A 14,138-nucleotide genomic window follows, 5' to 3' on the forward strand; every position below is an offset into this window, starting at 1 on the left:
GCCACTGGCAGTTTCATTGCGCGGGTTTTACCAACCCATGTAATGCCCGCCGTTGATGGCCAGGTTGGCGCCGGTGATCCAGCTGGTTTCCTCGCCGGTGAGGAAGGCGACGGCGTGGGCGATTTCCTCGGGTTTGCCGAGGCGGCCCACCGGGATCTGCGCCACGATCTTGGCGCGCACGTCTTCGGGCACGGCCATCACCATGTCGGTGCCCACGTAGCCGGGCGACACGGTGTTGACGGTGATGCCGAACTTCGCGTTTTCCTGCGCCAGCGAGATGGTGAAGCCGTGCATGCCGGCCTTGGCGGCGGCGTAGTTGGCCTGGCCGTACTGACCCTTCTGGCCGTTGATGGAGCTGATCTGCACGATGCGGCCCCATTTGCGTGCGCGCATGCCTTCGATCACCGGTCGGGTGACGTTGAAGCAGGCGTTCAAGTTGGTGTTCACCACGTCCATCCACTGCTGGTAGCTCATCTTGTGGAAGGTGGAGTCGCGCGTGATGCCCGCGTTGTTGACCAGGATTTCCACCGGGCCGCACTTTTCCTCGATGGCGCGGATCATCGCTTCGGAAGCCTGCGGGTCGCTGACGTCGCCGGGCACCAGGGTCACCTCGATGTCGTCGTCGGCCATCGCCTGGCGCCAGGTTTCGGCTTTCGCCGCGTCACGGTAGTTGGTCACCACGCGATGACCCTGCCCGGCGAGGTAGCGCACGATCGCGCTGCCGATGCCGCCGGTGCCACCTGTAACCAATGCCGTGCGCTGCGTCATTTCCTTTCTCCTGTAGGTGTACGCGATCGACGATGCCGGACGGCCGCGTCGATGACTCCACTCTCCGCGATGGCAGAGTCATTCGCAACCATTTTCTATGACGGTTTGGCCGTCCAGCCGCGGTTGCGGCGGGGCAAGAGATCGGGATCGAACCGATCCAGCATGTTTGCCAGCAGCTCCTGAACCGTGCCCGCCGAGCCTGCCACCGGCAAGGCCAGGAAGGCCGCCGCGCTGCGCAGCGCGGGCAGCGGGTCGCCCGCATCCACCGGTAGCGCCTGCGTGGATTTGGACAATTTGCGACCGTCGGTATCCAGCACCAGCGGCAGGTGGCGATAGGCGGGCGTGGGCAAGCCCAGGCAGCGCTGCAACCAGATCTGCCGCGGCGTGGAATCGAGCAGGTCGTGGCCGCGCACCACCTCGGTGATCCGCTGGCTGGCGTCATCCACCACGCAGGCAAGGTGGTAGGCATAGATGCCATCGGCGCGCCGTATCACGAAATCGCCCACGTACTGGCGCAGGTTCTGCTGCTGCGGTCCCTGCAGTGCATCGTGAAAATGGATGTCGTCGTCGGGTACGCGCAGGCGCCATGCGGGCGCCACGCCGTCTTCGTGCGAGCTTGCACAATGGCCATCGCGATGGATGCCGCCGCTCGGCTCCAGCGCGCGCCGGCTGCACCAGCAGGGAAACAGCGCGCCGCTGGCTCGCAGTGTCTCGAACGCGGCATCGTAGGCGGCCAGCCGCTGCGACTGGAAAAGCGGCGGCGCATCGGCCAGCAGACCGAACGCGTGCAGCGTGTCGAGGATGTTCGTTGCCGCGCCGGACACTTCGCGCGGGGTGTCGATATCCTCGATCCGCACCAGCCAATCGCCGCCAGCGTGGCGCGCGCAGAGCCAACTGGCCAGCGCAGCGACCAGCGAACCAAAATGCAGGGGACCAGTGGGCGAAGGGGCGAATCGGCCGCGATAGCTCATCGGCACAGTTTATCGCTGCCGCGGCGTCATGCGCGCCTTGAAACCGAGGGCACCTGCCCCGATTTCCCCAACCCTGTCCGCCGCACACCGCCGGCCGTTTCGGTGCCCCCGCGGCGGCAATCAAACATGTCCATGTCCTACTGGAGTTGAGCCTGCAATGAACGCACCCGCCACCGAAACCCGCAAGTTCGAAGCCGAAGTTGCCCAGGTCCTGCACCTGGTCACGCATTCGCTGTATTCGCACAAGGAAATTTTCCTGCGCGAGCTGGTTTCCAACGCGTCCGACGCCTGCGACAAGCTGCGCTTCGAGTCGATCGCCAACCCCGAATTGTCGGCCGGCGACAGCGAGCTGCATATCGATGTGAGCTGGGACCCGCAGGCGCGCACCGTCACCGTGCGCGACAACGGCATCGGCATGAACCGTGACGAGATCGTGGCCAACATCGGCACCATCGCCAGCTCCGGCACACGTCGTTTCCTGGAAGCGATGTCGGGCGAGCAGAAGGCTGACGCGCGGCTGATCGGTCAGTTCGGCGTGGGCTTCTATTCCGCCTTCGTGGTGGCCGACAAGGTCACCGTGCTCAGCCGCCGCGCCGATGCGCCGGCCGGCGAGGGCGTGAAGTGGGAGAGCGACGGCAAGGGTGAGTACTCGCTGGAGCAGGTCGAACAGGCGGAGCGCGGTACCTCCGTCATCCTGCACCTGAAGGCCGACGAGGACGAGTTCCTGAAGCGCTGGCAGCTGCGCTCGCTGATCACCCGCTATTCCGACCACGTGGCCTTCCCGATCCGCATGCCGGTCGAGAACGACGACAAGCCCACCGACGAGTGGGAAACCATCAACGCTGCGTCGGCGCTGTGGGCCAAGCCCAAGTCCGAGATCAGCGACGAGGATTACCAGAGCTTCTACAAATCCCTCGGCCACGATTTCAACGACGCACTGGCCTGGACGCACAACCGCGTCGAGGGCAGCCAGAGCTTCACCACACTGCTGTACCTGCCGTCGCAACCGCCGTTCGATCTGATGATGGGCGGCCGCGACGAACGCAAGGGACTCAAGCTCTATATCAAGCGCGTCTTCATCATGGACGCCGCCGAAGAACTGCTGCCGAACTACCTGCGCTTCGTGCGCGGCGTGGTCGACGCCGATGATCTGCCGCTCAACGTCAGCCGCGAAATCCTGCAGCACAACCGCCAGCTCGACCGCATCAAGGCCGCCTGCGTCAAACGCGTGCTGGACCTGATCGAAAAGCTGGCCCGCGACGAACCGGAAAAATTCCAGACCTTCTACAAGGCCTTCGGCAACACACTCAAGGAAGGCATCAGCGAAGACGCCAACAACCGCGAGCGCATCGCCAAGTTGCTGCGCTTCGCCTCCACCAAGGGTGAGGGCACCGCGCAGAACGTCTCGCTGGACGACTACATCGGCCGCATGGCGATCGGCCAGGACGCCATCTGGTATATCACCGCCGACAGCTACGCCGCCGCCTTCGGCAGCCCGCAGCTGGAAGCGTTCAAGGCCAAGGACATCGAAGTGCTGCTGATGTCCGACCGCATCGACGAATGGATGATCGGCAGCCTCAGCGAGTACGAAGGCAAGAAGCTGAAGAGCGTGGCCAAGGGCGACGTGCCACTGGATGAGGCCGACAAGAAAAAGCAGGAAGAGGCCACCAAGGAAGCCGAGCCGCTGCTGAAAAAGCTGAAGGAGCTGCTGGGTGATCGCGTGGGCGACGTAAAGGTGTCCGCACGCCTGACGGATTCACCGTCGTGCCTGGCGTTGAGCGATTACGAAATGGCTCCGCATCTGGCCCGCCTGCTGCGCGAAGCCGGGCAGGAAATGCCGGAATCCAAGCCGACGCTGGAGATCAATCCGCAGCACGCGCTGGTCAAGCGGGTCGAGACGGAGGGCGACGAGGCCAAGGCGAAAGACCTGGCCACCTTGCTGCTGGAGCAGGCGGAGATTTCCGCCGGCGCGCAGTTGCCGGACCCGGCCGCCTTCGTGCAACGGATGAACCGGGTGTTGCTGGGCTAGCACCGTCCTGCGTGGCCGATACGAAAAGCCCGCCTTTTCCGGCGGGCTTTTTTTCATCCTTTGCGAGCGCTGTTCTGGCCGCTTTATCGGCCAGGGCGGGATGCCGCGGGTGGCTGCGAGGCGTTGCGGATCGGGGGCGGCAACTGGCGAACGGGAATGGGTTGGGGTCGGAAACCGGCTCGATAATGGTTGAACTCGAAGAGCCTGCGATTCGCCCGATAGTCCCGGTTGGCCAACGCCAGGCGGTGCCCGTCGATATGCACCCAATACCAGGAACCCATGGGCACGGGTTTGGTGGAGACGTAGGCGAAATTGGCATCGTAGTCACCCTCGGCGCGGGGCGAGGTCTGCAAGGCCACGTTGATGATTACCTGGCTGGCGATCGGATGGCCGTGGCGATCGGTTGCCGGCTTGCTGACCATTTCGGCCAGGTTGCTCCGCAACAGGCGGTCGAGTTGCGGCGAGAGTTTCGTGGCGGGCGAGGCATCGGTGACCCTGCCTTGCGCATCCACCTGCACCAGCACGGGCATGATCGCGGAGGGGAACTCGTTGAGCGATTGGGTGGAGGCCGTGGCGGCACCGCCGGCGGCCAGCAGGGTGAAAAGGGCGAGCGGGAGTAACGGTTTCATGGACCCTCCGGGGAGCCGGGTGTTGCCATGACCATGGGACGAATCATCCCGGCTGCCTGGTTACTTTCCTCCGGGACAGGCGTCCGGTCAATGGATGCGGCGGCCGCTACCGGTGCGTTCTGCCAGTTTCGGACAACGTCCCCGCTGACATGCCGCTGTCAGCAGCGCCGCGCCACGCTCCACGCCACTTCCGTTGCGGAGCATCGCCATGTCCGACTCCAGCATCACCTTGCATGTCACCCGCGTCGCCTTCGAGCTGCCCGACACCAGTCCGTTCGTGATCAAGACCGAGGTGCAGCTGAAAATGGCCGGGCTGGCGTACGAGCGGGTGCCGATGATTCCGCCGCAGGCGCCGCTGGGGAAGTTGCCCTTCATCCACGATCACGGCGAAGTGGTGAGCGATTCCACCTTCATCCGCGCCCATATCGAGCGCAAGTACGGGGTCGACCTGGATGCGGGCCTGGATGCCCGGCAGCGGGCGCAGGCGTGGGCGATCGAGCGCCTGCTCGAGGATCATCTCTATTTCGCGATGGTCTGGTTTCGCTGGATCGATCCGGAGAATTTCGCCAGGGGGCCAGCCCGGTTCGCCGACAGTGTGCCTGAGCCGCAACGTGCGCAGCGAAGGGAGCAGATGCAGGCAGGCAAGCGCGCCGAGCTGCAGGCGCAAGGTATCGGCAGGCACAGCCCACAGGGGATCGCTGCACTCGGCGTGCGTTCGATCGATGCCGTGGCGGCCTTGCTCGGCCAGCAGCCGTATCTCATGGGCGCCTCGCCCAGCGGCGTGGATGCCACCGCGCTGGGCATGCTGGCGTGCGTACTCACGCCCTTCTTCGATACGCCGCTGCAGCGCGCCGCGGCGGCGCGTCCCAATCTGGTGGCTTACGTGGCGCACATGATGCAGCGCTATTACCCGGCGCACGTTTGGCCGGTGTGATTAACGCTTCCGTCCGGGACGCGGCTGGCACACCGGGCAGTAATACGCCGAGCGTCCCGCTACACGGGTGCGGTGCACGATGCCATTGCCGCGAGGGCAGGGCGCACCGTCGTGGCGGTGGGGTACGAGGTAGGAGCGGGGCATGCGGTCGGGCTCGCCTTGCACGTCGATGGCCTTGCGCAGCACCTTGCGCATCATGCGATAGATGCGTTTGCGTTCGGGCGCGCTCAAGGCGTCGACCGGCGTGGCCGGGTGGATACGCGCCTGGAACAGGATTTCGTCAGTGTAGGTATTGCCCAGCCCGGCCACCAGCGACTGGTTCATCAGCGTCGACTTGATGGCACCGCCGTGGGGTCGCAGTCTCTCGTCGAATTCGTCGGCTCCGATTTCCAGCGCGTCAGGGCCCAGTTCGAGCTCGTCGACCAGGTCGTCGAAATCGTCCACCAGTCGTACCCGACCCAGCATGCGCTTGTTGGCGTAATCGAGGCGATGGCCGTTGGCGAAGGTCACGATCATGCGGGCGTAGGGCGAATCGGGATCATCCTGATCCACGTAATGCAGGCAGCCGGTCATGCCGAAATGCAGCACCATCTGCTTGCCGTTGCCGACGTCCACGGCCAGGTATTTGCCGTGGCGTTCGGTCCCTCGAAAGCTGTGGTTCTTCAGCGCGCCAGCCAGTTGGCGCAAGGAAACGTCCTTGAGGATGCGCTGCCTGGTGATGGTCACCTCGCGGATCTTCTGGCGCAGCGAGGTGTGGTCCAGATAGCGCTTGAAGGTTTCGATTTCGGGAAGCTCGGGCATCGCGCCGGTATAGCCACGAGCGTGTCCACGGTGCGTGTAATGGGTGTCCAGACGTCGATCCGGGCCGCGCTCCTATGATATAAAAATACCATTGACACATTTATGTTAACGGCGTAACACTGTGTCCGAGGTCATCCGCATGCCTGCCCCGGGGAGAACGTCATGGAACTGCGCCACCTGTCGCATCACCGCGGCATCTGCATCGCCATCGCCCTTGCGCTGCTCGCTCCGCTGGGGGTGACTGCACAAACGCCCGCCAGCGATGCGGTGCCTACTGGGGATGCCAGCGCATCCTTGCCCGCGTCGGCGGATGCGGCAACACCACCGCCTTCGCCAAGGTCATCGACCAATCTAGGTACCGTGATGGTCACCGCCAACAAGCGCAGCGAACGCCTGCAGGACGTGCCGATGGCGGTATCAGCGGTGTCCGGCAACGACCTCCAGCGCCAGAGCGCTCAGAGCTTTTCCGATTACGCCAGCCAGGTGCCGGGCCTCAACGTCGTGTCGCAAGGGCCAGGCCAGACGCAGCTCACGCTGCGCGGCGTCACCTCGGGTGCCAACACGCCGAACGCCACGGTGGGCACGTATATCGACGACACGCCCTACGGCTCCAGCACGGTCTATTCCGCGGGCAGCGTGTTGACGCCGGATATCGACCCGGATGATCTGGAGCGGATCGAAGTGCTGCGCGGCCCGCAGGGCACGCTGTACGGCTCGAACACCCTGGGCGGCCTGCTGAAATTCGTCACGGTGAAGCCGGACAGCACGGCAGTCGCCGGCCGCATTTCGGTGGGCGGCAGCAGCGTGTCGGGCGGCGAAGGCGGGATGGATTCGCACGCCATGTTCAACGTGCCGCTGATCAAGGATGCGCTGGCGCTGCGCGTGAATGCGTACGCGCGCCACGATCCAGGCTATATCGACAACGTCGCCACCGGCGAGAAGGACGTTAACGATGCCGAGGTGCGCGGCGGCCGTGCGCAACTGATGTGGACGCCGTCGGAGGCGTTCTCGCTGCGCCTGTCGGCGCTGGCGCAGAATCTCCACGGCAATGCGCTGGCCAACGGCGGCGTCGACGTGGATCCACTGACGCTGAAACCGCTCTACGGCGACCTCAAGCAAAGCCGCGCGCCCGGCACCGGCAATTTCGGCGTGCGCTATCGCCTGTATGACGCCAGCATCAATGCGGATTTCGGCTGGAGCCAGTTCGTTTCGGTGAGCAGCTACAGCACGCTGGATCGCCAAGCCAACCCCGACGCGACCGTCGCCTATGGTCCCATCGTCAACCCCGCGCTCGGGCTGGACAACGGTGGCTACTCGATCAACGGTCCTATTCACCTGGGCAAGTTCACCCAGGAATTGCGGCTGCAATCGCCCGAGGACCGTACGCTCGAATGGCGCGCTGGCGTGTTCTATACCCGCGAACACACCACCAACCAGCAAGACGTGCTGAGTTTCGACGCCACCACGGGCGAACCGATCGCGTTGCCCTTCACCCTGGGGCACATCGCGGTGGGTCCGGCCACCTTCACCGAATGGGCCGGCTATGGCGACATCACCTGGCATGCCACGTCGCAGTTCAGCCTGCTGCTCGGCGCCCGCTACACGCATGACAGGACCACCTTCAACCAGAGCGGTACGGGCATCCTGGTGGGCGACAGCGACTTCACCATCAAGGGTTCGGACAGCCCCACCACCTTCCTGTTGAACCCCAGTTTCAAGTTCAGCGACGACCTGATGGCCTACGTGCGCGTCGCCTCGGGCTATCGGCCGGGTGGCCCCAACGTGGGGGTGCCGCCGGGCCTTGGTGCGCCGGAGACCTTTGGTCCGGACAAGCTGGTGAGCTACGAACTGGGCTTGAAGTCGACCATGCTCGACAAGCGCATGGCGCTGGACGTGGCCGCCTTCTACATCGACTGGGACAAGATCCAGCTGACCTCCTTCGCCGGCGGTTTCAGTTTCCTGGGCAACGGCGGCAAGGCCCGCAGCCAGGGCGTGGAGGCCAGTTGGCAATACGCCGCGGCGCCGGGGCTGATGCTGTCGGCCAATGCCACCTGGACCGATGCGGAACTCACCGCCGACACGCCGCCGGGCCTGTACGGCTACAAGGGCGACAGGTTGCCGTGGGTGCCGAAATGGAATGCCCATGTCGGCATCGACTACGACTTTCCGCTCGCCGGTGCGTGGTCGGGTTTCGTCGGCGGCAGCTACAGCCACGTCGGCGAACGCAAGACCGATTTCCAGGCCGTGCCCGGCCCGCGCTTCGACGCACCCGGCTACAACGGCGTCGACTTGCGCGCAGGCGTGAACATCAACAACTGGACCCTCAAGGCCTACGTCAAGAACCTCACCGACGATCGCGGCATCAGTTCGATGGCGTCGGAAACCATCGATCCGCTTGGCAGCCCGTTCGGCGTGGTCTACGTGACACCGCGTACCGTCGGCCTGTCGGCCAGCGTCAGTTTCTGAGCTTGTCCCGTCATCGCCATCTTTCTGGAGTGTGTCCATGAATCGTTATGCGAAGCTCGCCGTGGCGCTGGCCCTCTGCCTCTGTACCGGCCTGACCACCGCACAGGTGCCGCCGTCGCCGGCGGTTCCGGCGCCCGCCGGCTCGACCGTGTTGCCGACCCCGGCCAAGGTGACGGCCACCACCGCCGTGGCCACCGCGTCCGAGGGTGATGCTGCCCACGCACTGACCGAGGCGGATCTCACGACGTTCTTCGACGGCATGGTGCCCTACGCGCTCAAGCGGGGCGACGTGGCCGGTGGCGTCATCAGCGTGGTGAAGGACGGCAAGCTGCTGTTTGCCCGCGGCTACGGTTATGCCGATCTGAAAACGCGCGAGGCACCGTCACCGGAAACCACGCTGTTCCGCCCCGGCTCCACCTCCAAGCTGTTCACCTGGACGGCGGTGATGCAGCAGGTGGAGCAGGGCAAGCTGGATCTGGACAAGGACGTCAACACGTACCTCGACTTCAAGATCCCCGCGCGCGACGGCAAGCCGATCACGCTGCGCCAGATCATGACCCACACCGCGGGTTTCGAGGACACCGCCCGCGGCTTGCTGCCGGCGACCACGGATGAAGTGGACCTGGAGAACTACCTGAAGACCCACATCCCCGCGCGAATCTATCCGCCGGGCCAGATCGTGGCGTATTCCAACTACGGCTGCGGCCTGGCCGGCTATATCGTGCAGCGGGTGTCGGGCGAGCCGTTTGCCGATTACATCAAGCACCACATCTTCGATCCACTGGGCATGCAGCACTCCAGCTTCGCGCAGCCGTTGCCGCCGGAGTTGGCGCCGCTGATGGCGAAGGGGTACGAAAGCGTTTCCGACGGCAAGCCGCGCGCGTTCGAGCCGGTGGATCCGGCACCGGCCGGCGCGATGAGCAGCTCGGCCACCGACATGGCGAAGTTCATGATCGCCCAGTTGCAGGGTGGTCGCTTCGGCGACACGCGCATCCTGCAACAGGCCACGGCCGAGCTGATGCACAGCCCGCAGCACACCGCCGCACCGGGTTTGCCCGGGTTCGACCTGGGCTTCTACCAGGAGGACAGCCATGGCCAGCGCATCATCGGCCACGGCGGCGACACGGTGGTGTTCCACAGCGACCTGCACCTGATGCTGGATGCGAACGTGGGCATCTTCATGTCGTTCAACAGTCTCGGCAGCGAGGGTGGCGCGCATGTAATCCGCAAGGCGATATTCCAGTCCTTCCTCGATCGTTACTTCCCCTATACCGCACCCGCGGAAGCCACCGTGGCCAGCGCCAAGAAGGATGCCGCGCGCGTCGCCGGCTGGTACGAATCCAGCCGCCGCAACGACAGCGCACTGCGCCCCCTGTACCTGCTGGGCCAGACCAGCGTCGTGCCGCAGCCGGACGGCACCATCGTCGTCTCAATCTGGAACGACTACGCGGGCAAGCCGCTGCACTGGCGTGAAGTAGGGCCGCTGACCTATCGCGAGGTCAATGGCGATGCGCACCTGAAATTCGTCACCGACGACAAGGACGACATCGCCTACTGGGCCACCGATGTCGAGGCGCCCGTGTTCGTGTTCCAGCGCGTCTCTGCCGCACGCTCGATGAGTTCGGTGATCCTGTGGGGCGGGCTGTCGTTCCTGGCTGTGATCGTGGGCCTGCTGAGCTGGGGCATCGGCGGCTGGGTGCGTCGCCACTATGGCCGTTTGATCGCGTTGAACGCGGCGCAGCGGCGCTCGCGCTTGCTGTCGCGGCTGGGCCTGCTGGCGCTGTTCATCGACATCGCCGGCTGGATCGCCTTGCTGGCGAGTTCAACCATCAGCGAGGACATGCTGCTGCAGGGCACGATGACGCCGTGGCTCTACCTGCTCTACGTGCTGGGCGTGCTGGCCCTGCTCGGTGCGCTGGCGGTGGTGGTGCATGCGGTGCGCAGCTGGATGGCGCCGCGGCGCGGCCGCTGGGTGCTGGCCGGCGAAACCCTGCTGGCGCTGGCGGCGATCTACCTGAGCTGGTTCATCGTGGTGTTCGGGTTGATCAGCTTCAACGTCCGCTACTGACTTCACCCGCGTGGCGGCGAAGCCTCGCCGCCGCGCTTTATTCGGGAATACACGCATGAACGTTCATGAGTGCGGGCGGTTGCGCCTGCAAGCCACGCAGAAGAGCTGGGCGATCAAGGCGCCATTCCACATCACCGGCTACACCTTCACCGCGTTCGATGCGCTGATCGTCGAGCTCACGGATGAGCAGGGCCGGACCGGCCGCGGCGAAGCGCAGGGTGTCTATTACCGCCACGACACGCCGGCCACCATGCAGGTGCAGATCGAGGCCTTGCGTGCGCAGATCGAGGCCGGCATCGACCGCCAGACGTTGCAGAAACTGCTGCCCGCCGGCGGCGCGCGCAACGCGCTCGATTGCGCCCTGTGGGATCTCGAAGCCAAACGCAGCGGCAAGCCAGTGTGGCAACTGGCCGGGCTGGATACGCCCAGGCCGCTGCGTACTACCTACACGCTGGGCGCGGAGGAACCGGAAGCCATGGCCGAAGGCGCAAAAGCCTATGCTGCCGCCCGCGCGATCAAGCTGAAACTCACCGACGACGGCCGCAGCGCGGAGCGCGTGCTTGCCGTACGCGAGGCGCGGCCGGACGTGTGGCTGATGGTCGACGCGAACCAGGGTTTCACCCGCGAGTCCTTCGCGCGCCTGCTGCCCACGTTGGCCGAGGCGCGGGTGGACGTGGTCGAGCAGCCGTTCCCAGTCGGCAAGGAAGACTGGCTGGATGGCCTGGATCGGCCGATACGCGTTGCCGCCGACGAAAGCGTGCAGGATCGCGGCGACCTGGAAAAAATGGTGGGCCGCGTCGACGTCATCAACATCAAGCTGGACAAATGCGGCGGCCTCACCGAGGCGCTGGAAATTGCCGCCAGGGCACGCAAGCTGGGCTTCGATTTGATGGTGGGCAATATGGGCGGCTCGTCGCTGGCGATGGCTCCCGCATTCGTGGTGGGCCAGTTGTGCGACGTGGTGGACCTGGACGGCCCGATCAGCCTGATCGACGATTACGCCCCGTCGGTGGTTTATGAGGACGGCAATGTGTGGTGTTCCGACGCCGTCTGGGGCGGTGCGTAATCCGCCCTGTAGGAGCGACTTCAGTCGCGATGCTCTTGCCTCTATTGAAACTCCAGAGCAGAAGCATCGCGGCTGAAGCCGCTCCTACAAGTGAGAACCGGAGAGAGTAGACAGCATGATTCCAGCCACGCGCGAGAAAAACTGGTTCGGCCATCCGCGCGGCCTGAGCGTGCTGTTCCTCACCGAAATGTGGGAGATGTTCTCCTTCTTCGGCATGCGAGCGCTGCTGGTCTATTACATGACCAAGCACCTGGACATGGACCAGGAATACGCCTCGCTGGTGTATGGCGCCTACGCGGCGTTCGTGTATTTCACGCCGGTGTTCGGCGGCATGATCGCCGACCGCTGGCTGGGCCGGCGCAACGCGGTGGTGATCGGCGGAATCACCATGGCGCTGGGCCATTTCATGATGGCGTCCGAGCCGCTGTTCTACCCGGCGCTGGCCACCATCGCGCTGGGCAACGGCCTGTTCCTGCCCAGCCTGGCCAGCCAGATCGAAGGCCTCTATCGCGACGGCGATCCGCGCAGCAAGACGGCTTACAACATCTATTACGTGGGCATCAACCTGGGCGGTTTCCTGGCGCCACTGGTGTGCGGCTCGCTGGGCGAGTGGTATGGCTGGCATTGGGGGTTCGCCGCCGCCGGCCTCGGCATGATGCTGTCGGTAGCGATTTATCTGGCCGGCCGCCGCTACCTGCCACCCGAACCGCCGCGCCGCGAGCGCGTAGCCACCCGGCCACCGGTGGACCGGGTGGTGATCGATCGCTTCCTGCTGCTGATCGGCATTGCCGCCATCGTGGTGGTGTTCCGCGGCGCCTACGAGCAGACCGGCAACACCATCGCGTTGTGGGCCGACCAGGGCGTCGATCGCCAATTGGGGAGCTGGGTCATTCCGATGACCTGGTTCCAGGCGATCAACTCGCTGGTGGTGTTCGCGTTCACGCCGCCGCTGGTGGCGCGCTGGGCACGGCTGGCGCGCCGCGGCGTGGAAACGCCCTGGCTGGACAAGATGGCGTTCGGCGCGTTCATCGTGGGCTGCTCGTTCCTGATGCTGGCCGCGGTGGAAGCATGGTGCGAGGCGCATGGCACGCGCGCCAGCTGGCTGTGGCTGTTCGCCTTTTTCGTGCTGTTGACCACCGGCGAGCTGTATATCCTGCCGGTGGGGCTGGGCCTGTTTGGGCGCATGGCGCCGGAAGGCTTTCGCGCCACCAGTATCGCCACGTGGTTCTTCGCCGGCTTTTTCGGCAACCTGCTGGCCGGCGCACTGGGTACCTTGTGGAGCCAGCTCACCCACGCCTGGTTCTTCACCCTGATTGCCGCGGTGGCGGGCGTGTCCGCGTCGCTTCTGTATATGCTGGGCCGTCGCATGGGCGACCTGGAAGGGCAGGCATCCGCAGCCGTGGTGCTGGCGCGATGAACGGAAGACGATGACCAAAGATCTGCAAAAGAAACTGAAGAGCCGCTGGGACAGCTTCACCGCGTCCGAGCAGAAGATCGCCACCCATCTGCTGAACAACATCAGCGGCATTCCGTTCGAGACGGCCGCCTCGCTGGGCAAGCGGGTGGGCGTGAGCGCGATGACGGTGGGGCGCTTCCTGCGCAATCTCGGCTACGCCGGGCTGGGCGAGTTGAAGGAAGAGCTGCGCGGCGATGCGCCCTGGCTGAAGTTGTACAAGGCGCCGCTGCCGTCGAGCGATGCGGATTTCGTCAGCGAGAACCTGCAGGCGGAAATCCGCGGGCTTACCGACGTGCATGAATTGGCACGCACCGAGGAGTGGCGAACCATCGTCAGGATGCTGATCGAGGCGGACAAGGTGTCGATCGCCAGCTTCCAGCACGGGCGCTTTCTGGGCCTGGGTTTCGCCAGCCTGCTGGAACACGTGCGGCCGCGGGTCACGTTCGACTCCGGCGCGGATGGCGCGTACACCGAGCTGCTACTGGATTCCACCCCGCAAAGCTGCGTGGTGCTGATCGACGTGCGGCGCTACTCGCGCCATTTCCGGCTGCTGGCCGACGAGGTGGCGGCACGCGGCATTCCGCTGGTGATCATCACCGACACGCAGTGCTATTGGGCACGCCAGCTGACGCCGAACGTGCTGATGGTGCCGCTGCGCGCCGAACGCGCATGGCACAGCCTGGGCACGTTCACTGCATTGTTCAGCCTGTTGATCAGCGCGATGACGCGCGAGATGGGCGACGTGCTGGGCCGCATCAGCGACATCACCCAACTGCGGCAGAAGTTCGTCGGCTATGTGGGGCCGTCGCTGGCGGCGCGCGTCGACACCAAGCCGCCGGTGGCGACCAAGCCCGCTGCACGGCGCAGGAAAAAGCCCGATCCGTCCTAGGGGCTTCCATGGTGGGAGCAACCCCTGTGGGAGCGGCTTCAGCCGCGATGCTTTTGCTCTG

Annotated in this window: 11 protein-coding genes; 7 read left to right on the forward strand and 4 right to left on the reverse strand. The window is 65.1% G+C overall.

Annotated elements, in window-relative coordinates; all coding sequences use genetic code 11:
- Positions 1-27: 27 nt before the first annotated feature.
- A complete protein-coding gene (phbB, locus tag ASD68_RS01195) occupies positions 28-768 on the reverse strand; it encodes an acetoacetyl-CoA reductase (protein WP_056602639.1) in 741 nt (246 codons plus the stop codon).
- A 95-nt stretch (positions 769-863) separates the two neighbouring features.
- Positions 864-1,739 (reverse strand): tRNA glutamyl-Q(34) synthetase GluQRS, encoded by an 876-nt coding sequence (gluQRS, locus tag ASD68_RS01200; protein WP_056602641.1) that lies wholly within the window; start codon positions 1,737-1,739, stop codon positions 864-866.
- A 157-nt stretch (positions 1,740-1,896) separates the two neighbouring features.
- Here gluQRS and htpG point away from each other — a divergent pair, with 157 nt between their 5' ends.
- Positions 1,897-3,768 (forward strand): molecular chaperone HtpG, encoded by a 1,872-nt coding sequence (htpG, locus tag ASD68_RS01205; protein WP_056602643.1) that lies wholly within the window; start codon positions 1,897-1,899, stop codon positions 3,766-3,768.
- An 83-nt stretch (positions 3,769-3,851) separates the two neighbouring features.
- Here the strand turns inward: htpG and ASD68_RS01210 are convergent, their stop codons facing one another.
- The gene (locus tag ASD68_RS01210; protein ID WP_056602645.1) at positions 3,852-4,397 is read right to left on the reverse strand and encodes a hypothetical protein; all 546 of its coding nucleotides are present in this window, start codon (positions 4,395-4,397) and stop codon (positions 3,852-3,854) included.
- A gap of 208 nt (positions 4,398-4,605) precedes the next feature.
- Between ASD68_RS01210 and ASD68_RS01215 the strand changes: the two genes are divergently transcribed.
- Positions 4,606-5,331, forward strand: coding sequence for a glutathione S-transferase family protein (locus ASD68_RS01215; RefSeq protein WP_056602647.1), 726 nt, complete (start codon positions 4,606-4,608; stop codon positions 5,329-5,331).
- Here the strand turns inward: ASD68_RS01215 and ASD68_RS01220 are convergent, their stop codons facing one another.
- Entirely contained in the window at positions 5,332-6,132 is an 801-nt protein-coding gene (locus tag ASD68_RS01220) for a DNA-formamidopyrimidine glycosylase family protein (RefSeq protein WP_056602649.1), read from the reverse strand.
- 162 nt (positions 6,133-6,294) lie between these two features.
- Between ASD68_RS01220 and ASD68_RS01225 the strand changes: the two genes are divergently transcribed.
- From ASD68_RS01225 to ASD68_RS01245, 5 genes are all read left to right on the forward strand, one after another.
- On the forward strand, positions 6,295-8,598 hold the full coding sequence (locus tag ASD68_RS01225; RefSeq protein ID WP_056602651.1) for a TonB-dependent receptor: 2,304 nt from the start codon (positions 6,295-6,297) through the stop codon (positions 8,596-8,598).
- Between the two features lie 37 nt (positions 8,599-8,635).
- A complete protein-coding gene (locus tag ASD68_RS01230) occupies positions 8,636-10,666 on the forward strand; it encodes a serine hydrolase domain-containing protein (RefSeq protein ID WP_056602653.1) in 2,031 nt (676 codons plus the stop codon).
- A 55-nt stretch (positions 10,667-10,721) separates the two neighbouring features.
- The gene (locus tag ASD68_RS01235) at positions 10,722-11,732 is read left to right on the forward strand and encodes a dipeptide epimerase (RefSeq protein WP_056077844.1); all 1,011 of its coding nucleotides are present in this window, start codon (positions 10,722-10,724) and stop codon (positions 11,730-11,732) included.
- Positions 11,733-11,847: 115 nt separating this feature from the next.
- Positions 11,848-13,149, forward strand: coding sequence for a peptide MFS transporter (locus ASD68_RS01240; RefSeq protein WP_056602655.1), 1,302 nt, complete (start codon positions 11,848-11,850; stop codon positions 13,147-13,149).
- Positions 13,150-13,159: 10 nt separating this feature from the next.
- The gene (locus tag ASD68_RS01245; RefSeq protein ID WP_056602657.1) at positions 13,160-14,077 is read left to right on the forward strand and encodes a MurR/RpiR family transcriptional regulator; all 918 of its coding nucleotides are present in this window, start codon (positions 13,160-13,162) and stop codon (positions 14,075-14,077) included.
- Positions 14,078-14,138 lie beyond the last annotated feature (61 nt).

It is taken from the genome of Rhodanobacter sp. Root627 (assembly GCF_001427835.1).
GTDB lineage: Bacteria > Pseudomonadota > Gammaproteobacteria > Xanthomonadales > Rhodanobacteraceae > Rhodanobacter > Rhodanobacter ginsenosidimutans.